The 21,441-nt window shown below is 43.2% G+C and carries 18 protein-coding genes; 5 read left to right on the top strand and 13 right to left on the bottom strand.

Features of this window, described 5'->3' with window-relative positions; all coding sequences use genetic code 11:
* Window positions 1-197: 197 nt before the first annotated feature.
* The 3 genes from C9J47_RS06845 to C9J47_RS06835 all read left to right on the top strand — a co-directional run bounded on the left by C9J47_RS06845 (window position 198) and on the right by C9J47_RS06835 (window position 5,490).
* Window positions 198-3,476: a molybdopterin cofactor-binding domain-containing protein gene (locus tag C9J47_RS06845; protein WP_107252855.1), complete on the top strand. Its 3,279-nt coding sequence runs from the start codon at window positions 198-200 to the stop codon at window positions 3,474-3,476.
* Window positions 3,473-3,991, top strand: a complete 519-nt coding sequence (locus tag C9J47_RS06840; RefSeq protein ID WP_107252854.1) for a (2Fe-2S)-binding protein — start codon at window positions 3,473-3,475, stop codon at window positions 3,989-3,991. Before C9J47_RS06845 ends, C9J47_RS06840 begins: the two co-directional genes overlap by 4 nt.
* A gap of 122 nt (window positions 3,992-4,113) precedes the next feature.
* On the top strand, window positions 4,114-5,490 hold the full coding sequence (locus tag C9J47_RS06835) for a nucleobase:cation symporter-2 family protein (protein ID WP_107252853.1): 1,377 nt from the start codon (window positions 4,114-4,116) through the stop codon (window positions 5,488-5,490).
* A 173-nt stretch (window positions 5,491-5,663) separates the two neighbouring features.
* Here C9J47_RS06835 and C9J47_RS06830 read toward each other — a convergent pair whose 3' ends face one another.
* The 5 genes from C9J47_RS06830 to C9J47_RS06810 form a co-directional block, all read right to left on the bottom strand.
* Window positions 5,664-8,477: an FAD-binding and (Fe-S)-binding domain-containing protein gene (locus C9J47_RS06830; RefSeq protein WP_107252852.1), complete on the bottom strand. Its 2,814-nt coding sequence runs from the start codon at window positions 8,475-8,477 to the stop codon at window positions 5,664-5,666.
* Window positions 8,477-9,157, bottom strand: a complete 681-nt coding sequence (locus tag C9J47_RS06825; RefSeq protein WP_107252851.1) for a LutC/YkgG family protein — start codon at window positions 9,155-9,157, stop codon at window positions 8,477-8,479. Before C9J47_RS06825 ends, C9J47_RS06830 begins: the two co-directional genes overlap by 1 nt.
* Entirely contained in the window at window positions 9,154-10,614 is a 1,461-nt protein-coding gene (locus C9J47_RS06820) for a LutB/LldF family L-lactate oxidation iron-sulfur protein (protein WP_107252850.1), read from the bottom strand. The genes C9J47_RS06825 and C9J47_RS06820 overlap by 4 nt, the downstream gene beginning before the upstream one ends.
* A gap of 1 nt (window position 10,615) precedes the next feature.
* Complete coding sequence (locus tag C9J47_RS06815) at window positions 10,616-11,368, bottom strand: (Fe-S)-binding protein (protein WP_107252849.1); 753 nt, start codon at window positions 11,366-11,368, stop codon at window positions 10,616-10,618.
* Window positions 11,369-11,576: 208 nt separating this feature from the next.
* Window positions 11,577-13,280: an L-lactate permease gene (locus tag C9J47_RS06810; RefSeq protein ID WP_107252848.1), complete on the bottom strand. Its 1,704-nt coding sequence runs from the start codon at window positions 13,278-13,280 to the stop codon at window positions 11,577-11,579.
* Window positions 13,281-13,507: 227 nt separating this feature from the next.
* Between C9J47_RS06810 and C9J47_RS06805 the strand changes: the two genes are divergently transcribed.
* Window positions 13,508-14,410: a LysR family transcriptional regulator gene (locus C9J47_RS06805; protein ID WP_107253451.1), complete on the top strand. Its 903-nt coding sequence runs from the start codon at window positions 13,508-13,510 to the stop codon at window positions 14,408-14,410.
* Between the two features lie 34 nt (window positions 14,411-14,444).
* Here the strand turns inward: C9J47_RS06805 and C9J47_RS06800 are convergent, their stop codons facing one another.
* The gene (locus C9J47_RS06800) at window positions 14,445-14,831 is read right to left on the bottom strand and encodes a YcgJ family protein (RefSeq protein WP_245903349.1); all 387 of its coding nucleotides are present in this window, start codon (window positions 14,829-14,831) and stop codon (window positions 14,445-14,447) included.
* A gap of 272 nt (window positions 14,832-15,103) precedes the next feature.
* Between C9J47_RS06800 and C9J47_RS06795 the strand changes: the two genes are divergently transcribed.
* Window positions 15,104-15,493 carry a DUF805 domain-containing protein gene (locus C9J47_RS06795; RefSeq protein ID WP_107252847.1) on the top strand — a complete coding sequence of 130 codons (390 nt, stop codon included), beginning with the start codon at window positions 15,104-15,106 and terminating at the stop codon, window positions 15,491-15,493.
* A gap of 127 nt (window positions 15,494-15,620) precedes the next feature.
* On the opposite strand, the gene C9J47_RS06790 is transcribed toward C9J47_RS06795, so the two are convergent.
* The 7 genes from C9J47_RS06790 to C9J47_RS06765 form a co-directional block, all read right to left on the bottom strand.
* On the bottom strand, window positions 15,621-16,679 hold the full coding sequence (locus tag C9J47_RS06790; protein ID WP_211321730.1) for a TolC family protein: 1,059 nt from the start codon (window positions 16,677-16,679) through the stop codon (window positions 15,621-15,623).
* Window positions 16,680-16,703: 24 nt separating this feature from the next.
* A complete protein-coding gene (locus C9J47_RS27440; RefSeq protein ID WP_281258925.1) occupies window positions 16,704-16,838 on the bottom strand; it encodes a hypothetical protein in 135 nt (44 codons plus the stop codon).
* A 427-nt stretch (window positions 16,839-17,265) separates the two neighbouring features.
* Window positions 17,266-18,027, bottom strand: coding sequence for an ETEC_3214 domain-containing protein (locus C9J47_RS06780; protein WP_107252846.1), 762 nt, complete (start codon window positions 18,025-18,027; stop codon window positions 17,266-17,268).
* Entirely contained in the window at window positions 18,027-18,200 is a 174-nt protein-coding gene (locus C9J47_RS27015; protein ID WP_170107469.1) for a hypothetical protein, read from the bottom strand. Before C9J47_RS27015 ends, C9J47_RS06780 begins: the two co-directional genes overlap by 1 nt.
* Window positions 18,201-18,226: 26 nt before the next feature.
* Window positions 18,227-19,738 (bottom strand): transglycosylase SLT domain-containing protein, encoded by a 1,512-nt coding sequence (locus tag C9J47_RS06775; protein WP_107252845.1) that lies wholly within the window; start codon window positions 19,736-19,738, stop codon window positions 18,227-18,229.
* Window positions 19,739-19,831: 93 nt separating this feature from the next.
* Entirely contained in the window at window positions 19,832-20,431 is a 600-nt protein-coding gene (locus C9J47_RS06770; RefSeq protein WP_107252844.1) for a lipoprotein, read from the bottom strand.
* Entirely contained in the window at window positions 20,432-21,430 is a 999-nt protein-coding gene (locus C9J47_RS06765) for a hypothetical protein (protein ID WP_107252843.1), read from the bottom strand.
* Window positions 21,431-21,441 lie beyond the last annotated feature (11 nt).

Below are 21,441 nucleotides of genomic sequence, written 5' to 3'. Positions count from 1 at the left end.
ACAGATTAGCCCCAGAGTAGTGGATTCAGTCTTTTATTGTTCCTTCTAATGGATAGAGTGCCCAGGCAAGACGGGTAGGGATAATCGTAAACAAAGATTGTTGCGCTCTGGGTTGGCCTGCAGGGTATCCCTATCTCACATGCAATTCCGCTGTGAATACCTTGTTGAGTCAGAACCCAATTGAGAAGGATATTTCAATGACTAGCTTTAATCAGCTTGGCAAGCGCACCCCTCGGGTCGATGGACTTGCTAAAGTGACGGGAAAGGCGATTTACGGTAATGATATTCAGATTCCTGGCATGCTTTATGGAGTATGCCGTTACGCTGATATTCCGGCAGGTAAAATCAATAAGATAGATACAGAAGACGCTGAGAAAATTGCAGGTGTAATACGTATCGCGCGTTTTGACGATATACCGGGAGATCCTACTGCTGGGGTGATCATTCGTGATTATTACCCCATAGTAAAAGATGAAGTCTGCTTTATGGGCGACGTAGTGGCTGTGGTGGTTGCTGAAACCTATGAAGCGGCGTGTCTGGCGGCAGATAAAATCAAAGTGGAATACACGCCATATTCGCCGATTTCGGATGTACATGATGCGCTCAAACCTGATGCGCGTCGTATTCATCCCGATAAGCCTTCGAATGTGGTGGCGACACATCATACTCAGCGTGGTGATTACGAAGCGGGGTTTGCACGATCGAGCCACGTGATTGAGCGAACGTTTCAAATTGGCTTCCAAGAACACGCGTATATTGAGCCTGAATCTATTACCGCTTACCTCGATCCTACCTCTTCTGATCTTATTCTGACAGGGTCAATTCAAAACCCACACCGTGTTCGCGGTTTTGTGTCGTCGTATGTGGGTCTACCACAAGCGAAAGTCGATGTGCGCCGAGCTGTTATGGGCGGTTCGTTTGGCGGCAAAGATGACACCATAGATCATTTGTCATGCCGTGCAGGTTTGATGGCCATGCTCACGAAACGCCCAGTGAAGTTCACCTATACCCGTGAGCATTCCATGGCTGAGAGCAGCAAGCGTCACCCGTATCACATGACCTACAAAGTTGGCTTTGATAGTGACGGAAAAATCCATGGCATGAAGGTTGATATTCTGGCTGATAGTGGTGCTTATGCGGCATGCACGCCGTTTGTGACTTGGCGTTCCGTAGTACAGGCGGCAGGTCCATACGACATCGAGAATGTTCGTGTTGATATTCAAGGTGTGTACACCAACAACACATACACAGGTGCGATGCGTGGATTTGGCTCGCCACAAATTGTGTTCGCCAATGAATCCTTGATGGATGAAATTGCAGAACATTGTGGCATCAGTGCGATAGCTGTCCGTGAAATAAACGCTATTAAACAGGGTGGCCATAGCATTACAGGGCAGAAATTCGATAACCACGCGGTGTCTGCGCTGGAAGTGATGGAAAAGGCAACAACGCAAGCAGAATACCTCAGTAAAGTGGAACAGTACAAGGCGTTGAATGCGTCCGATAACACGGTCAAATATGGTATTGGCTTAGCGATTAGCTACCGAGGTTGTTCAATGGGAGCGGAAGGCGCCGATACCTCATCTGCATTGGTGTCAGTCAATACCGATGGTAGTGTGAATATCTCGACAGGCGTATGTGAAAACGGTCAAGGATTGCAAACCACTATGTCGTTGATAACGGCTGAAGTCTTGGGTCTGCCTGTTGATGCTGTGAATTTCACAGAGCCACCGACGTCTATGATTTCTGACGGCGGTCCAACTGTTGCCTCGCGCGCCACGATCACTGGCGGCAATGCCGTCAAAAATGGCGCTGACATCATCAAAGCCCGTATTTTTTCGGTGATTGCCGAAACTCTTCAGGTCGCAGAGCTAGAAGATACGATTTGGAAAGACGGTGTCATTAGTAATAACAAACAACCTCATTTGCATATCACGTTTGCTGAAGCGGCAAACAAGGCGAAATGGGCTGGTGTGAATCTGGCTGCGTACGGCTGGTTCGATCAACCAGATATTAGTTGGGATGAGGAACAAGGCTGCGGCAGCCCGTATTTTACTTGGGTCTATGCGTGCCAAGTCGTCGATCTCAAGGTCGATACCAGCACGGGCAAATTGGAATTGCTCGATATTACAGCGGTTCATGATGTGGGGCAGGTGATCAGCCAAGTGGGCTTTGAAGGTCAAGTTGCTGGCGGTATAGCACAAGGTTTTGGTTTAGGTGTACTGGAAGATTACAACATTGAGCATGGTGAACTAAAGTCTGAAAACTTTGATAGCTACCTCTTGCCGACCATCAAAGATATGCCACCGATGACCATTATGGCAGTCGAAAATGCAGATACGGGTGGGCCTTTTGGTGCCAAGAGCATTGGTGAACCCGCAACGGAGCTTGCGGCGGCAGCAATCAATAACGCAGTCAGTTTTGCACTCAATAAACGTATGCGCCAATTACCACTGACCCTTGAGCAATTGGTGTTGGGCTATAATCTCAAGAAACCTGCGCGTCAAAGTGAGCAGATGCTCAAATCGGAAGAGAAGAAACATACCCATCGCTTAACGGGCTTTTCGGTGGTAAACCCCTCATCACTCGCTCAAGCATTGTCGTTGTTGCAAGATGGTAAAGCCACCGCGATTGCTGGCGGCACCGATGTGTTGGTGCAAGGTCGTATGCAAAGTGGCGAGCGTAAGTTGGTCAATATTGCTGACTTGCAAGGCTTATGCGAAATTATCGAAGACGATACCCATGTCACTATCGGTGGTGGTGTGCACTTTAATTGCTTGGTAGAGCATCCGGCCATAGCGGAGAACTTCCCGTTATTGGCAACTGCCTGCCACACCATTGGTTCCCACCAGATCCGCAATCGCGCTACAGTCGGCGGTAACATCGTTAATGCGGCACCGTGTGCTGATTCTGTTCCTCCACTGATGATCTACGGCGCCGAAGTTGAGCTTCGTATGGCGAGCTCTTCCCTATCAGAGGGTGCGAGCGAAGGCGTCATCACTCGTCGTATGCCGCTGTCTGCGTTCATCACAGGAGGGTATCGCACAGAATTGCAGACTGGCGAACTGCTCACCAAAGTGATCTTACCGAAGCTGCCTACTCAAATATCATCCCGGTCTTGTGGTTATATCCAGAAGTATAGCCAACTGGGGCGACGCAATGCGCTCAACATTACCCGTTTGAGCTTAAGCTGCTTGATGGCATTTGATGAAGAAGGATATGTGTCGACTTGCCGCTTGGTTGATGGGGCATTGTTCAGTAAGCCACAACGCTTAACTGCGGTTGAAGATGAATTACTGGGCTATCCACTCGACGAAGAGCGGCTAATACGTGCAGAAGCGGTGCTGATGGATGCAATTGATACTGCGATTGGCGGGCGTTGGTCGGCGAAATACAAACAACCAGTCTTCACCAATATGTTCCGTGATTTGATGAATGAGATTCGTGCAGAGCAAGCAGAAGGGGTTTCGCAATGAATGAATTACAAGCGACAGCGATTGATCAGCGTGAAACTACGCGTATTCGTCTAACGGTGAACGGCAAACTTCATTTGTTGGATATCGACGGCAATACCCGTCTGTTGGATTTAGTTCGTAATGACTTAGGCCACACGGGCACCAAAGAGGGCTGCTCAATTGGTGAGTGCGGGGCGTGTACCGTCATCATGAACCAAGAAGCAGTGTGTTCTTGTATGGTTTTGGCGGCACAATGTAATGGTGCCGAAATCACCACGATTGAAGGCGTGGCCGAAGATCCGTTAGCCAATCAACTGCAACAGTCTTTCATTGAAGAAGGAGGAGTGCAATGTGGATTTTGTACGCCGGGTGTGTTGATGAGTACTAAAGCATTATTGGATAAAAAGCCCACGCCATCTGACGACGAAATCATGGACGCGCTGGAAGGCAACTTATGCCGTTGTACGGGGTACCAACCGATCATGAGTTCCGTAAAAGCCGTAATCGCGCGCAATCACGACAAGGATAAGCAATAGCCATTATAAGCTCAATAACTACCGTTCATAACGAGTTTCCCCCTGCGGTTGAGTGAGAGGCAGGTAGCCTATACATAAGCTCTGGGGGGGCACGGATGCGTTTTACCATTGAGGATACAACAATGAAGTTACTATACAAGCTGAACGAAAAGCCTCCCCAGGGAGTGACCTTCTTTCTCGCGCTACAACACATGTTGGCATCAATCGGCGGGATAGTGGCGGTACCCCTGATCGTGGGTGGATCTATAGGGTTACCACCGGATGAAATAGTGACGCTCATCAGTGCATCGTTGTTTGTATCTGGTATTGCGACCATCGTGCAATGTATCGGTGTTGGGCCGGTTGGGATTCGTTTACCCGTTGTGATGGGGTCCAGTTTTGCGTTCTTGGGTACGTGTATTGCGATCGGAACGAACCAAGGTATGTCCGGTATTATCGGCGCAGCGTTTGTTGGTTCCTTTATGGTGATTATTGCCAGTTTCTATATGGAATATATCCGAAAGCTCTTTCCTACCTTGGTGAGTGGTGTCGTGGTGACCCTGATTGGCTTGACTATTTTGCCTGTCGCCATGAGCTGGATTGGTGATGCGCCAGCAGGAAGCCCTGAATTTGCCTCGTTACCCAAAATCTTTTTGGCCGCAGTTTCATTGGCGGTAGTGATTGGTGTTTCCGTTTTTTGTAAAGGCGCAGTAGCCGCATCGGCGATAGTGGTCGGCTTGGCAGTGGGTTATATCATCGCTCTACCAATGGGTATGGTCGACCTGCAACAATTGTCTGACGCATCATGGTTTGCGATGCCTGAACCGTTGAAATACGGCATGACATTCTCACTGCCTGCCATTATTAGCATGACCTTGGTCTATATCGTGGTGGTGGCAGAAGCAACTGGTGACTTCATGGCACTAGGCAGTAATTGTCATGTGGAAGTGTCAGGGAAAGATCTAAAACGGGGGCTACTTGGTGATGGTTTAGGCAGTACCTTTGGTGCATTGCTAACCGCGATGCCAGTCGCGAGTTTTAGCCAGAACGTCGGTATAGTCGGTATCAGTGGCGTTGCTAGCCGTTTTGTTGTTGGCGTCACGGGTGGGTTGCTGATCCTTGGCGGTTTGTTCCCTAAAGTCGCCGCATTGGCGGTTACTGTACCGAAACCTGTGTTGGGCGGGGTCGGCTTTGTAATGTTTGGTATGATTGCGTATGCCGGTATTCGCATGTTACTGAAAGCGGCAGATTCACGTCGTAATGCGCTGGTGGTTTGCGTTGGTTTGGCATCTGGTATGGCAGTCACCTTGGAGCCTAATTTGCTGCAACACTTCCCTGAAGATCTTAAGATGCTGTTTCATTCGGGAATCACGACTGGGACACTAGCGACCGTGGTTTTGAATATGTTGCTGCCGAAATCGAAGAAGAGTGAGCTTGAAGATGAAGAACCTGAAAAGAACATTACAGCGAAATCGATTCTGACGAAGCCAGATAAACGTACAAAAAAGATCGCTGATTAATTAGTAATGCAGGAGTGCTATGAAGCTGTGTTTTACAAATATGTAGGGCGGCTTTTTGGTGCTACATGGCGAGTGGAATAAAAGAGAATAAAGCAAAACCATTGCCACAGTGGATGATGGTATCTCTAGGTGGCAATGGTTTATGTCGTTTTTAATTTGTTCTTTTATTTATATTAAGATGTCGCTTCATCGACTAAATACAAGATTGATTGATAGGGAATACCACTGTGGTGTGATAATCCTATTTCACAGGTACGGCTATTACTGAATCCACGCGTACAGTTATTGGGCACTTGTTCTTTTAGTGGGTGTACAGCCGCAGCGTTAAGTTCTGGCGTGGTAAAGCCTTTATCACCCGCCCATCCACAGCATTGAATATGTTCGGGAATAACCACTTCAGATGCACAGGCATTGGCTAATTTAAGCATACTGCTTTCTAAGCCCATTCGTCGAGAACTGCAAGTAACATGTAACATTACCGTTTCTTCAATGGGTGAAATAGTTAAATAGTCGAGTAAATATTTGAGTACAAAACCTGTGGGTTCTAAGATTTCCATAGGTTGCGTAAATTGCTCAATACTGCGTTTAGTACAAGGGCTGGTATCCATTAACACGGGCCACTTTCCTTGCTCGCTCGCTTGCCATAGTGCATCTTCTAATTGTTGCGATTTCTGTTCTGCCAGTGCAGTCATGCCTTTGCTATCGTAAGGCATCCCACAACATTGGTCGGCTAAAGGCTCAGGAATGATTATGTCAAAGCCTGCTTTTTTGATCAGTGATGTGGTTACTTCAGTGAGTGGTCGGCTATCAGTATTACCTGCTTGTTGGCCCATAGTGCGGCTGGCACATGAAGGCAAATACACCACCTTTTTATTGACTCCGGTGTGTGCTTTTATGTTTTTGGGCTGGTGGCGATTAGAGGTTGGCATTTCCGGCATCCAAATAGGTGTTCTACCAGCAGTTAGATTACGGATACCGTTGGTCATTTTACCAACTGTTTTTTCACCCAGTACTTTCTGAGCGAGTTCATTGGCTTTAAGCCCGACATTCACCATTTTGGTCGTTGCAGTGAAATGATCTGCTGTCCAGCGGGCAATTGGGGTAAATTTCTGGTACTTGGCAGTACGCAATTTTTTCACCAGATCACCAGTATTGATACCGACAGGGCAGCGATCAGCACATAAACCCGTTGCAGCACAGGTGTCTAGCCCTTGGTATTCAAATATGTCACGCAATGCTGCTGAATTGGCTGTTTCGCCAGCGGCTTCTCGACGTTGAATCTCGCGGTATAGCACAATACGTTGGCGTGGCGATAAAGTAAGTGTACGAGAAGGGCATACAGGTTCACAGAAACCACACTCAATACAACGATCAATCAGATCGTCAGCTTTAGGCATAGGTTTCAGGTTTTTAATGTGTGATTGAGGATCATCATTAATAATGACTCCAGGGTTTAATATGCCACGGGGATCAAACAACGCTTTGATTTGCTGCATTAAGGCATAGCCATCTTTGCCCCATTCCAGCTCGACATACGGTGCCATGTTACGCCCTGTGCCGTGTTCTGCTTTTAATGATCCTTGATATTTGACCGCAACTAATTCAGCCACGGCATCCATGAAATCACCATAACGTTGTATTTCATCGGGTGATTCAAAACCTTGAGTGAAAACAAAATGCAAGTTGCCTTCAAGTGCATGGCCAAAAATAATGGCTTCGCCGTAATGGAATTGGTCAAAGAGCTGTTGTAAATCACGTACACCTGCTGCCAAATTTTCAACGGGAAAAGCGACATCTTCAATAATAACGCTAGTGCCAACTTCGCGCACAGCACCAACGGCGGGGAACATGCCTTTACGAATGCCCCATAAGGTTGCGACGGTGTGGGCATCGGTGGTGAAAGCGATAGATTCAATCACATTGAATTGCGCGATCGTTTGCATGATGGCGTTGCACTGTTGGTTTAATGTTGCTTGGTTACTGGCATGAGATTCAATTAACAGCGTACCGGCTTCTAAATTCAAATGCTGAATAAAATCAGGCATACCCGGTTTGTCTGCCACTGAATGTATCGCGCGACCGTCCATCATTTCGACGGCTGATACGGGATCTTTGGCTAAAGCGGTAACCGCTTGGCTAGCTTCTTCAATGCTGTTAAAAACGATCAATGCAGAGGCTTTGTACGGGTGTTCGATCACTGTGTTATAGGTGATCTCAGCAATGAAGCCTAATGTGCCTTCGGATCCGATCATTAAATGCTTGATCACTTCGATCGGGTCGGAATAGTCGACTAACGCATTGAGCGAATAGCCTGTGGTATTTTTTAGGCGATATTTATGGCGAATACGTTGGGCTAACTCGACATTATTTCTGACATCGGTGCACAGGTTTTTAATACCCGATATCAATTCGGGCTGTTTATGTTCAAAAGCAACAATACTTTCTTCACTGGCTGTATCGAGTAGCGTACCGTCGGCAAATACTAACTTCATGCTATCAACAGTACGGTAAGAATTTTGTGCAGTACCACAGCACATACCACTGGCATTGTTTGCTGCGATGCCCCCAATTTTACAGGTATTGATAGAGGCGGGATCAGGCCCTATTTTACGACCGAACGACGCGAGGTATTTGTTTGCGTCGGCACCAATTACGCCCGGCTGTAGGGTGATTTTATGTCCGTCGTCGTGAATTTGGTGCTCACGCCAACCATCAGTCAATGTGATTAACACGGAGTCTGATACCGCCTGCCCAGATAAGCTAGTGCCTGCTGCACGAAATGTACAAGGAATATTGAGTTGATCACAAGCTTGAATGGTGAAAATGACTTCATCAAGGTCTTTTAAGCGCACGACCATTTTCGGAATTAAACGGTAAAAGCTGGCATCTGTACCGTATGCAAGAAGCTGGGCTTCTTCGGTGAAAATTCTGTCTTGAGCAAGACGAGTCGCCAACATATTTTTCAGTTGTTGGTAGTTATATTCCATTACATATCCTCAATCAAAATCACTACCAACTGGCTTGGACCATGTGCACCATAAGCCAGTGTTTGCTGTATATCGGCGGTTTTAGATGGACCAGAAACTAAGACGATATTGGTAGGCATATTGTTCTGCCATGCTTGCGTTACTATGAGTTCAGCAAAGTTGCTAACAATGGTCGAGCGTTTTATCAAGGCAATGTGACATGGTGGGACTAATGAAAGGGTTCTTGGTTCTGAAATGTCTGGCCACAACACTAATGTACCTGTATCTGCAATACCCGCCCGGCAATGGGTAATACCGGCATCGACATCATTAAATAGCGCTGACTTCAAATCACTGATGTCGCAATCAAACGTCATTGTTTCTAATGGCTGTGTTTCTATTGCTGGTGTTTCTAATGATTGCGTGGCTTTCACTATATCGGAATGAAATTCACCTGCGGTGCCTAGTGCGATGCGCGAAAACTGCTTACTTACAACGATGTTTTTAATGACGTTATTTAATGCATCACGATCTGTTGAAATAATTTCAGCATGGCTGGCAGATAAACCATCAATAAAACGTTGCCTTGTGAGTTGAGCATCGTTGCTTACCCACGGTTGATAGGTGATGGTTTCCATTGCTTTTGCTTCAGGCTTGGCGTCACGAAGACGGGATAGAATCGCATTTCTTGACGTACTCATGATTTTTCTCCCTGTTTCCGAGCTTTGATTAATTGGTGCAAGGTTTTACTGGCGGGTTTAGGCGCTGTTCGGCATTGTGTCCATGGCCCTAGGTTACTGGGCATTAAGGCTTTCATCTTGGTGGCTGACCATGTACCCATGTGATAAATTGACGGATGTGATGCTGCAAATGCAAACCCTTTCATTGCCAAAGATTCTGCTTTACTGGCTGCGGCTTCTTGCCCTCTCATCGCTGGCATATCGGGTTTTGGCGGGTTTTTTGCTTCATTGCGTAAGCGTTGTAGCATCTCAGGAATAGGGATCCGCACTGGGCATACTTCACCACATGCCCCACATAAACTTGATGCGGTAATCAAATCTTTGGTTTTTTCTAATCCCATCATATGGGGTGAGATGATCTTACCAATCGGTCCTGGGTAAACGGTGCCGTAAGCGTGCCCACCAATACGGGTATAAACAGGGCAGTGGTTCATGCAAGCACCGCAACGAATACATTGCAGTGTTTTACGCATTTCCTCATCGCGGAACGCCTGCGAGCGGCCATTATCAAGTAATACAAGGTGCACTTCTTCAGGACCATCTAATTCACCATCACGACGGGGTGAGCTGATCATATTGAAGTAGGTGGTAATCGCTTGTCCGGTTGCTGAGCGAGTTAACGCGCTATAAAGAGGCGGTACATCGGTTAAGAATTCCACCACCTTTTCGATACCAGTAATGGCGATATGTACATTCGGCACTGTCGTACACATACGCCCGTTGCCTTCGTTTTCTACTAAGCACAATGACCCTGTTTCTGCGACTGCAAAGTTAACGCCAGATAAGCCAATATCAGCATCATGAAACTTTTGACGTAAACGACTACGACCTGTTTGGATCAGTTCATCAACATCGAGCGTTGGTGTAAAGTTATCGAGGTTTTTCTCAAACGTATCACTGACTTCTTGTTTGTTTTTATGAATTGCGGGCATGATGATATGCGAGGGCTTATCGCCATCGAGTTGAACGATGTATTCGCCCATATCACTTTCTAAACACTCGATACCTAGCTTTGCCATTTCATGGTTGAGTTCAATTTCTTCACTCACCATCGATTTGCCTTTCACAATACTTTTTGCATTATGGCGTTGAGAGATAGCGGCAATAATTGCGTTAGCTGCTTTAGCGTCTTGAGCCCAATGCACCTGAATGCCATTGTTGGTACAATTGGTTTCAAGTTGTTCAAGTAAATCGGGCAGTTTGCTAAGGCAACGTTGACGAATCGCTTCAGATAAATCACGAATGTGTTTTTCTTCTGCGGGATCAGAAAAAGCTGTTTTGCGTTTGTCTTGCAAGTAGTCCATTGCGCCACGAAAGTTTTGACGCAGTTGTGGATCGGCGAGTGCCGCTTTAGCTTGGTCATGAAAATGTTCTGGTGCCAGTTCTTGTATATGAACACCGTTATTTGATTGGCTCATCTTATTTTCCTCCCGTTCGCTCTAATAAAAAGCTCGCAAGGTGACGGCCATGCATAGGTTTACCTTGGTATTCCAGCGCACCGTTAATATTGAGCAAACAGCCCCAATCAGCACTGACAAATTCACTGGCTTGGGTATCTGATAAATGGCGAGTTTTATCTTCGACCATGGCTTGGCTTATATTAGGATGGCGTACTGCGAAAGTACCACCAAAGCCACAACATTCACTCTCATAGGCTTGCTCACGAATTTCAACATTATCGAGCTGAGTAAGCAGTTGAGTTGCAGTAACGTGCACGTTCATTTCACGACGAGCAGCGCATGAGGTATGCATAACAACCGACGTGCTTTCTCCTTTATCGTTGAGCTTTACTCGACAGACGTTAACCAAAAATTCAGTCATTTCAAATACACGATCACAGAAAGCATCCACGTGTGCTTGGTTTTCATCGTCTTTAAATAAACGACGGTAGTGATGATGCATCATGCCACCACAAGAGCCTGATAATACGACAACAGGCCAGTTTTCAGTAAAGAGATCCATCTGGCTTTGCGCGACTTGTTTGGCTTCTTTATCGTAACCCGAGCTATAAGCCGGTTGACCGCAACAAGTTTGCTTTTCGATGAAGATCACTTCGATCTCTTGTTGTTCTAATAATGTAATGGCATCAAGACCGGCTTCTGGATCAAACATGTCAACTAAACACGTAGCATAGAAATAGACTTTTACCGGCTTTGCAGGGTAGATACGCATTAGTGTTCTCCTTTATCGCTATTCAGTCTTTATTCTAGTGCGCACTTTTAGTCAGTGACTATGGGCATTTATATGATCTGAATAACGAAATAGTTTGGGCTTCTTTTTACGGTTTCAGTGTAGAAATAGGCTTAGCTTTATTCCCTAAGCCTATGCTGAAAAATGTGGTCTTTGTAAACATGGGCGTGTTGTAAACGTGACGCTGTGTTTAACCTTGTTGAGCAAGCATCAGGGCGTCGGTAATATTGAAACCATAGATGATCACTAAACCAATAACACCTGTTGCAACAAGGTAATAGAAGGTAGGGATTACCGTTTTACGCAGTGTTGCACCTTCACGACCGAGCAGCCCAACAGTGGCAGATGCCGCCACAACGTTGTGAATGGCAATCATATTACCGGCGGCTGCACCGACAGCTTGAAGGGAAACAACCGCGGCACTTGATATGGTTAATGTTTGCGCCACTTCGAACTGAAATTGACTAAACATCATATTTGAAACGGTATTAGAACCTGCAATGAATGCACCTAGCGCACCAATAGTGGCACTAAGAGCGGGAAAGAACTCACCGACCAAACCTGAGGCAAAGTGCGCTGTGGTTACAGGCATACTGGCTAAATCAGCCGCGTTAACACCTGAGTTTATAAAGATACGTACCATCGGAATGGTAAACACCAATACAAAACCTGCGCCAACCAGTGTTTTACTTGATTCGTGAAGAGCATTGGCTAAAGGCTTAACACTGCGTGATTGTAATAAAACAGCAAGTAATGCAATGAAAACCAAAATTCCACCCGGTAGGTATAGCGGTTGAATTGCGGCATTAACGCCTGTTTCGCCTAAGATATTGCTGAACGATAAGCTAATACCTGTTAAGAAGCCTTTGAAATCAGCGCTAACGCGACTAGCTACAAGTACCACAGCCAATAATACGTAAGGTGTCCAAGCAAGCGCGAGGCTCATTGGTTTTTTGTTATCGTCTTTCAAATCCATTTTCAGTGAGCCTAACCATTCTTGAGGCCACTTGTTTTCGTTTTCAAAATCCCACTTTGTTTTAGGTACAAGAAAGCCTTTTTTAGCTGCTGTTACCACAATCGCGAGGCTCACTAAACCACCAATCAATGATGGGAACTCTGCGCCAAGGAAAACACCCGTTAATGCGTAAGGTACAGTAAATGCCAAACCTGCAAAAATAGCGAAAGGCAGTATATCTAACCCCTCAGTCCAGCTTTTGTTCTTGCCAAAGAAGCGAGTCAGCATCATTGCCATTAGTACAGGAATAAATGTACCGACGGTTGCATGAATGATGGCCACATTGGTTGTGATTTGCTGTAGGTAGAACTCCCACGTTGAACCGCCAGAAACTAGAATTTCAGAAATATTATGGGTATCAAGGCCTTTGTTAACACCAACAATGATGGGTGTACCTACAGCACCGAATGATACTGGGGTAGATTGAATCATCATCCCCATTAAGACTGCAGCTAAAGCGGGAAAACCGATGGCAACTAAAAGTGGGGCAGCAATAGCAGCAGGTGTACCAAAACCAGATGCACCTTCAATGAACGAACCAAAACACCAAGCAATGATGATAGCTTGCACTCGGCGGTCGGCAGAGATATCGGTGAATCCATTTCGGATAACACTGATAGCACCAGTATGTTTCAGCGTATTGAGTAAGAAAATAGCGCCGAAGACGATCCATAGAACCGCAACGGTTATTGCTAATCCTTGTAGGGATGAGGCAATAACACGAGTGGCAGACATATCCCAACAAAATAGTGCCACAACAACTGTCAGCGCAAAGGCGACAGGCATGGCACGTTTTGCTGGCCAGTTCAGGCCGACCAGCAACACGGCTGAGACCATTATTGGTGAAAATGCGATTAACGCGAGTAGGGTATCATTCATGATTGTGTTTCCTTCCTTCGTACAGCTGTTGTGTCGTAATAGGTATGTTTAAAAGAGAGTGAAATTCGTTTATCGTTATTTTTATTTGTTGTTATATTGTATGTTCACATGCGGCTTTCTGTAGGCCTCCTTGTAATCCATTTGTTAACTTGATGTAACGGTACTCCTTTATTTTTTTTCAATATAGAGAAATAATGAAAAAGATTATTTCCAAAAGTGGACTAATGATGGCAAAAACAGATGACCTTATCCTGTTTGCTCAGGTGGTAGAACAGGGTTCTTTTAGTAAAGTGGCAGAGCTTAATTCCCTTACAAATTCAGTTGTTAGTAAGCGTATAGCGCGGTTGGAAGAAGACCTTGGTGTGCAGCTTTTGTATCGAACGACACGTAAATTAACGGTCAGTGAAGCAGGGAAAGTACTTTATCAAGGTGCGAAAAATGTGAAGCAGGCAGCGGTAGAAGCTATTGATGCGGTGTATGGATACGGTGAAAGTGTTACAGGGCACGTAAAAATGTCGGTGCCTACTATCTCGGGTGATTTATTGTTAGCTGATGCGGTAGCCGAATTTTGCAGTATGCATCCTGGATTAACTGTTGATATGTCGCTTGAGAATTTATTTGTTGATCTTGTTGAAGATGGTTATGACTTGGTGATACGAACAGGATACTTAGAAGATTCAAGCTTAATTGCACGCCATATTCTCGATTCACAATGGGTGATTTGCGCAGCGCCTGCTTATATCGCTAGTGTGGGTAAACCGGTGACACCAGAAGACTTGGTTAATCATAATTGCTTGCAATACGCGTATCAAACAACAGGGGCATCTGAATGGGAATTCAAAGGGGATAACGGCAACTATATCGTCAAAGTCGCGGGTAATTTTTCAACCGATAATGCCGCGGCGTTACGAAAAGCGGCATTAGGTGGTTATGGTTTAGCTTATGTTCCTCGTTGTTTGGTCTATCAAGATTTTTTAGAAGGTGACCTAATTGATGTTTTTCCTAAACGCGTGGGTAAAAAGCTTGGTATATATGCTGTTTATCCGTTTACACGGCAGCCACCTCAGAAAATCCGTTTGCTTATAGAACACATCAGAGAGCGATATTTAGCCATGCGTGAGTGCTTTTAATTGCTTTGATTATAAAGAGTTAAATTAAATACGTTTAGTTGAATAATATGTCAGAGAATTTTACTTCTCGCGTGTCATTAAAACGGGATTTGAAACAGCCTTGTTTAAGAGAATCACAAAAAACGCCATTACTGAGTGAATAACGCGTTGTGTCGAAGTTTTTAGTGCCAACAGAGTCGATCACTTTCATCATCTCTTTTTGGGCTTCATTGCCTAAGTATTCTTGGGTAAATGCCATAGAGATACCGAATGAATCAACACAAAATCCCGCTTTTTTATCACATATTACACCTTTGTATGGTGAGTAGATGTGGGGTGTTAATTCAGTAGTCACTGCCGATACTGAACCAGACAATATCGTTAATAAGGCTAAGGTAACAAGTTGCTTAATTCGGATTGAATGCAAATGGATGGTATTCATGGTACTTCGCTTTTTGATAGTAAAGGGACATAAATTAAGCGTAGCAGTTGATGATAATTTTCATATATCGATAGCGTGGCATTAATATTAAGTGCAAAATTATTTGTATGACGTTTTATTGGTACTATACCCAAGCATCTTGAGGTGACTTGGGTATACACTGATATAACACACTGTTAGTGAACGAAGTGATCCATTGTGAATGCCATTCAGTTTTATGGACGTCTGTCAGTGTTTACGTGTTTAATTATGTTGAATCAATAGGTGAAAGAATGAATTGGTATTTGGCAGTTTTGAAAAAATATGCGGTGTTTCAAGGACGAGCAAGAAGACAAGAATATTGGTACTTCTTTCTATTTAATATTGTGATTGCGATTGCCCTAGGTATTCTTGATGGTGTTTTAGGCACCCCAGGGACACCTGAATCAGGGCTTCTTAGTTCTCTGTACTCTTTAGCTATTTTAATTCCAAGTATTGCCGTTGGGGTACGTCGGTTACATGATTCTGGTCGCAAAGGCTGGTGGATGTTAATTGGTTTAATACCTTTAATTGGCGCATTGGTTTTGTTGTATTTCTTCATTCAAGATAGCCAGCCCGGTTCTAATGAATATGGCGAAAACCCTAAAGAAAATAATAATGACAGTGGTCAAATCAGCATGTAGCTTGGGTATAAGGCTGTTGGTTTTCGTGATTTCGTTATTCAACTGACAGAATACAAAGCCCAAATATCTTGAAGAAGTATATTCGGGCTTTGTGTATTGATGAACCATATTCGACTAAGCGCTGTGTTTACTCTGGCAATGTTAGCTTTTCTGGTAATGGAACATCCGTTTCGACCCAACCGCCTCCAAGTACTTTATAGAGTGTCAATAAGTTGAGTTGCTTACTGAGCTTCGTTGTAATCAAATCTTGTTGCGCGGTGTAATAAGACCGCTGCGAATCGAGCACAGTGAAATAGTCATCGACCCCTTCATTAAAGCGCAAATTTGATAATCGGAAACTGTCGCCTGAGGCATCCACGGGCATTTGTTGTGTCGAAAGTTGATCATCTAATGTAGCTTGATTAGCAAGGGCATCGGCCACTTCTTGAAAAGCAGTTTGAATTGTTTTTTCGTATTGATTCAAGGCAATCTGTTGATCGGCAATCGCCACATCCAATTGAGAGTCTAATTCTCCCCAGTTAAATATCGGTAGGCTTAATGCGGGTGAAAATACCCAACTTCGGCTATCACCAGAAAATAAATCATCGGCTGCCGAGCTTAATATCCCACCTGTTGCCGTTAATGACATCGTCGGGAAATACGCGGCTCGTGCTGCGCCAATATTGGCGTTTGCAGCAATTAGGTTGTGCTCTGCGGCCATAATATCAGGACGCTGCAATAACACCTGTGACGGTAAACCTACAGCAACAGGTGAAAGGGTATTTAGATCACCAGTACGGGGTAATAGGTGATCAGGTATTGGAGACCCAACCAACACATTCAAGGCATTGATATTAACTTGGCTAGTAAAGAGGGCGACATCTTTCAATGCAGTTGCAACGGTTGTTTCGGCTTGTGCGACATCAAGCCCCGATGAAACGCCATTTTGGAAGCTTTTCTGGGTTAACGTTAACGAACTTTGTTGGCTAACCAATGTTTCTTTTGCTAACTGCAATAGGCTTTTTGTTGTGGTTAAATTCAAATACGCTTCTATTACGCTGCTGATTAAGGTGAGCTGTGTATTTCGACGTCCTTCAATGGTTGATAAGTATTGTTCTAATGCTTGTTTTTCGAGGCTAGAAATTCGTCCCCAAAAATCAATTTCGTAGCTGGTGATACCTAAATTAACACTGTACTGACGGTCAATGGTGGAATTGCCTCCGTTGACATTTTACGATAACCGTTGATTGGAAGCATCAGCTGATAAATCAATGTTAGGGAACAATTGTGAACGCTGAATATTGTTGCTTTGCACAAATTGTCGCCAATCACTGTAAGGTGAAACTTGCGCGCCAAGGTATTTCATCTTTAAGCTCTATATTTTGGGGCACTATAGTGGTGTAACCAATATCATATTGCGGTTGTTGCTGCACTGCAGGCTCTTTGCTATCACAGCCCGTAAGAACAAGGCTTAATAAAATTAAGATGTGGCTGCGCGTAAATACATTGAATTTATTATTCTTTTTATGCACCAAAGCCTCCGAAAAAACAAGCCTGCTAATAATCAAAAAGTATATTTAAGAAATGAATGAATATTTTTAAATGTCAGTAATTTAGGAAGGTACTTATGAGGAGAGTGTATTCTTCACGAAGAATTTTATAAAGAAGAGTTGAAGATAATTGTAACCCAAAAGAGTTAACTTAAACCGGTCTATGTTGATGGTAAGAAATATTGAAATTCCTTACCATCAAGTGAAAATTGTGAATGTTCTCGTAGCCTTGAGGGGCAAGTTTTATTTATGAATAAGTCTGTATTCTGAATTAGACAAAATTGCGTCTTCTAAGGTAGCTAGGCTAAGAGTGCTATAACCATAAAAGTTAGGCTTAATGTTTTTTCTAATGTCTTTAATAGTCTCAATTACATTCTCATCTAACATTTGTGCATCAGTTAAGTTAGAAAGGCGTTTCTTATCATCAACTGATGACGGCATTAAAAACTCACTAAATCCACTAATTGAAGAGTATAGGTAGCCAAAATCACCGCCATTATTTTCTTCAATATAGTAAATTCCAGTTCTTGCATAAGATGAACGAACATCATTAACGCTTTCGATGTTATCTAATGGTTGTTCGAAAAACAACTCACCGCCAGCATGCTCAAGTGTTGTAGGTTGAAACCCTTTATTAGGAAAAACTAAAAACGCTACAATTGCATCATCACGAGTAATTGCAGATAAAATAAACTGTTCGTCTAAATAGTACTTGATTACATCATCAGAACTTGACCGTTTAATGTATACAGGGGCACCAAATGTTTCATTTAAAACATCAGACGAGGCTCGAATATAAATACGCTCTAACTTATGGTGAGATGGGATATCAGTAAGTTGAGATAAGCTGAAATCAGCTATCTTTTCTAATGCTTCAAAGGTGTCATTGAATCCACCTAAAGCAATAGAGACAACAGAGGCGAGAGCGATACTTTTTGCCCATTTGTTTTGAACTTGGTCTCTAAATGTCGGAACCGTTAAGTCTGCTGCATTTATATCACTCATTATTTATCCTTTAATATTTCTATTCTTTCTAGTAGGACGTCTTTACCTTCTTCTACTTTTTCTTGAATTTTTTCAAATGTTTCAGTATCCATAATTGTTTCAACTTCATCGTTGTAGTTGAGGCCGAGATAGATGCCCAAGCAGATAAAAATTAATGGAAAAATTTTAAACATAAATAGCTCGTATTAAGTCGTGGTGATCAACGGTATAAAGCGATACGGCCGTTTACTTTTTTCAAGTAATTTTTTGTTTCGTCGTATGGAAGGTTTTTAATCAAGTGGTCGTAAACTTCATCTGGAGACATTAAATTGATAACCTTTGCAGCGCGACCAACGCTTGTCGATTTATTCGTATTGAATGCTCTGGCGACATTACCAGCACCAGTGTTATAGGCAGCAATAACACAATATAAACGGCTCTCATTACTTTTAATCGACTTAAGGTACCTATCGTGCAAGATGTGTAAATAAGCAGTACCAGTTTCAACATTAATTTCTGGTTTATATAGGTCAGCGGCTTTCATTGGTGCATCAATGTTTCTGACTTGTTTGTTTACGTCGTGGCCAGCACTTGAAGGCACCACTTGCATTAAACCAAATGCAGGTACATGTGATTTAGCATCAGGCCGAAACGCCGATTCACTGTGCATTATAGCCATCACGAGTGCAGCATCAATTTTCCAAGTCTGGCTTTCTTTTTCTGCAAGAGGCTGGTATTGAGTGGCTCGTATCTTCAAGCTGTTTGCAGGTAATTTAACGTTATACTTAACCACTTTTTTGGGTGTCGTTACTTTAGGCGTAGATACGACCGCAGGTGCTTTTTTTGCAATCACAGGTGCTGTTGCCGTTTCTGTTTTTTTCTGAGGTTGTACTTTTGGATCGTCTTTTTGTGTTGGCGCACTTATTAGAGTGCCAGTTTTCTTTTTTTCTACTTTTATCGGTACGGTGTTTACTGGGGTACTTTCGATGGGAGAGCTCTCTTTAGCTATAATCACTTCTTCTGGAATGCCGTATTTTGCTCTCATTTCTTTATAAATTTTAGATTGAACATCAATACGCTTTTTTGACTGCATGATTAGCGCCATGTTTTTCTTATAAGCGCGCTCATAAATATAAGAATCTGGAACACCAGTATCTGAACGAATTAATCGCTCAGCTTGAATGTCTAACTCATTCATTTGTTGCTGTGTTTGAGTAATAATGAATTGAGTTTCTTTCTTTTCTTTTTCCGGTGAATATAGGTTTAACTCTTCTTCAAATTCAAGTTTTTCAAGCTCAAATTTTTGACCATCAATTGATGACGGTACTTTTTTAGCGAGTTGTTTCATGTCTCTAGGGTTATAGTTTACATCTACAAGTAAAGAGACTGACATTGTATTTGTATCATAGTCAACCACTGTTTTTACTTGACCATCTTCAGAGTAATCGACTGTTTTTGTTTTACCTGAAACTTCACCTTCACCCCATGATGCAATTAATTTAGCACGCTGAGCGTCTAGATCTTTTGTATATTGATCTCTCCAGCTTTCATATTCATCTAAATACGCATTAATATAAGAATGAAATTCAACAACTTTATCAACATGAGATTGCTTTTGTTTTGTGACGGCTTGATCAAGCTCTGCAAACTTATCGTCGGCAATGGCTATATTGAAAGAGAGTGCAGATGCAATAGCAACGGCAAGGGTACTTTTGACTATCGAATTAAACATAAACATCATCCTGATTTTTAGGTATCGAGAATACAAGATAAAAAGGCTACCTTGAGGTAGCCTTTAAATTGAGATAGGCATTAAATTGGGCTATTACCGTTTTAATGACTCTAATGCTTGTGCAAGTTCTTTAGCAGCTTTCTCGTTATTGAATTTGTCCCAAAGAGCAGAATCTTCATTTTTCACTTCATCTACTACTTTGTTTACATTCATATCATAAGCAGCTTGATCCATTCCAACTAAAACATACAAACCACCAGAAGGGCTTGCTTGGCTGACGATCAAATGGCTGTTTGTTAGCGCTCTTGTTGTCACATTTTTAGTGATGCTTTCGAACGTTTCCTGAACGCGCTCATTAGCACCTAAAGCCGTCGTTGTTTCTGTCGTGGCTTCAATTGCTTGCTTGAACATATTGTTAATGTCTACTTGGAATTGAGATGCTAAATCAACACGTGCATTGTTTATTGCAACTTTACGCATCACGCTCATACCAGCAACGCTTTTCTTAGCATGCCCTGTAGCACCAGCAGCCAGATCTTTTGGCATAACATCACAAATCCATGCTGGCGCTTCAACCGCCGGTGCATCAGGAAAAGTACAGTTTGCAAATGTTTGAGTTTGTTCAACAGTTTGTGTACTTGAGCAGCCTGCCAGTGCTACTGTTATTGTTGTAGCAAGAAGTAGTTTTTTCATTTATTTCATCCATTCTTTTGCTTGACATTCTATGTCTATAAAGCTGCATTCTTCTGGGATAATTTTAGCAATATTTCCTTTTTGCACTTTTTTTGCTAATTCTTTATCAACGGAAACCCAAGAATACTTGGCTTTAATACCGTGCTCAGGGATGCTAACAACGGTACCTTCACCAAGTGCAAATGTTTCAACTTCACCGTCGTCATTCTTCATTGATTTGGAAAAAGCAACGTCTATGCCTGGTGTTACTTTTTTGTTTGTACCCATGGCAATTTTAACCATGCTGCCTTCTGTACATTGACGAAGTTCTAGAATTGACGCACTTGGCGCAAGCATTTTCTTTAGATCATGAGTATAACTGACTGACTCTGCTGCGGCCTTACTTGCTAAACCTGTGTATTGAGCGCTAGAGATAGGACATTTTGAACTGCGAGTTTCCGTTGTAATTGATTCATCACCAGTCAACTCAATGCGTTTGACTAGTTCCATGCTTGGAAGAGAAACTACTTTTGCAATGGCTTTAATATCCACTTTATAGCTACATTTAGCGGGAACCCTTTTAGTTTCACCATCTTTATTTTCATAGGTATAAGCTTCTTTATATGACTTACTCAAATCAGTAGAGATGATTTCAGTTAGGATTGCATAATCAGCTATAGGCACACCTTTACTGTTATAGCGACCACTTTGTTCTGCTAATTTTATTTCATTTTTTAATTTATTAGCCAGTTTACGATCAACCAAATTTGCACCAGAGTGAGCTATTTGGGCTTCTAAATCGTTGCGAAGAACTGATTTCACTTTTGTATTTGAACTGTCTTTAAACTCTGCATCTACAGGTAAAACAATCACTTTTAAGTTTTCTGTTGAAGGTGTTTTTACGTCTGCAGTTTCTATAGCAACTTTAGTGTCAGGGGTACATACGCGCTCTGGTCCAGTAGTTACACAGCCTGATAAAGTCGTCAGTAAAATAGTAGCCAACAGTGTTTTTTTGAACATTAAAATTTGCT

The organism is Photobacterium indicum, from assembly GCF_003026215.1.
GTDB classification, from domain to species: Bacteria; Pseudomonadota; Gammaproteobacteria; order Enterobacterales; family Vibrionaceae; genus Photobacterium; species Photobacterium indicum.
This window is presented reverse-complemented; position numbering and strand designations above follow the sequence as displayed.

Excerpts from the sequence above, each read along its gene's own strand:
- C9J47_RS06780 (WP_107252846.1), bottom strand. The coding sequence starts at position 18,027 with ATGAGTGATATAAATGCAGCAGACTTAACGGTTCCGACATTTAGAGAC.
- C9J47_RS27015 (WP_170107469.1), bottom strand. The coding sequence starts at position 18,200 with ATGTTTAAAATTTTTCCATTAATTTTTATCTGCTTGGGCATCTATCTC.
- C9J47_RS06845 (WP_107252855.1), top strand. The coding sequence starts at position 198 with ATGACTAGCTTTAATCAGCTTGGCAAGCGCACCCCTCGGGTCGATGGA.
- C9J47_RS06835 (WP_107252853.1), top strand. The coding sequence starts at position 4,114 with ATGAAGTTACTATACAAGCTGAACGAAAAGCCTCCCCAGGGAGTGACC.
- C9J47_RS06810 (WP_107252848.1), bottom strand. The coding sequence starts at position 13,280 with ATGAATGATACCCTACTCGCGTTAATCGCATTTTCACCAATAATGGTC.
- C9J47_RS06805 (WP_107253451.1), top strand. The coding sequence starts at position 13,508 with ATGGCAAAAACAGATGACCTTATCCTGTTTGCTCAGGTGGTAGAACAG.
- C9J47_RS06795 (WP_107252847.1), top strand. The coding sequence starts at position 15,104 with ATGAATTGGTATTTGGCAGTTTTGAAAAAATATGCGGTGTTTCAAGGA.
- C9J47_RS06770 (WP_107252844.1), bottom strand. The coding sequence starts at position 20,431 with ATGAAAAAACTACTTCTTGCTACAACAATAACAGTAGCACTGGCAGGC.
- C9J47_RS06830 (WP_107252852.1), bottom strand. The coding sequence starts at position 8,477 with ATGGAATATAACTACCAACAACTGAAAAATATGTTGGCGACTCGTCTT.
- C9J47_RS06800 (WP_245903349.1), bottom strand. The coding sequence starts at position 14,831 with ATGAATACCATCCATTTGCATTCAATCCGAATTAAGCAACTTGTTACC.
- C9J47_RS06840 (WP_107252854.1), top strand. The coding sequence starts at position 3,473 with ATGAATGAATTACAAGCGACAGCGATTGATCAGCGTGAAACTACGCGT.
- C9J47_RS06765 (WP_107252843.1), bottom strand. The coding sequence starts at position 21,430 with ATGTTCAAAAAAACACTGTTGGCTACTATTTTACTGACGACTTTATCA.
- C9J47_RS06825 (WP_107252851.1), bottom strand. The coding sequence starts at position 9,157 with ATGAGTACGTCAAGAAATGCGATTCTATCCCGTCTTCGTGACGCCAAG.
- C9J47_RS06820 (WP_107252850.1), bottom strand. The coding sequence starts at position 10,614 with ATGAGCCAATCAAATAACGGTGTTCATATACAAGAACTGGCACCAGAA.
- C9J47_RS06775 (WP_107252845.1), bottom strand. The coding sequence starts at position 19,738 with ATGTTTAATTCGATAGTCAAAAGTACCCTTGCCGTTGCTATTGCATCT.
- C9J47_RS27440 (WP_281258925.1), bottom strand. The coding sequence starts at position 16,838 with ATGAAATACCTTGGCGCGCAAGTTTCACCTTACAGTGATTGGCGACAA.
- C9J47_RS06815 (WP_107252849.1), bottom strand. The coding sequence starts at position 11,368 with ATGCGTATCTACCCTGCAAAGCCGGTAAAAGTCTATTTCTATGCTACG.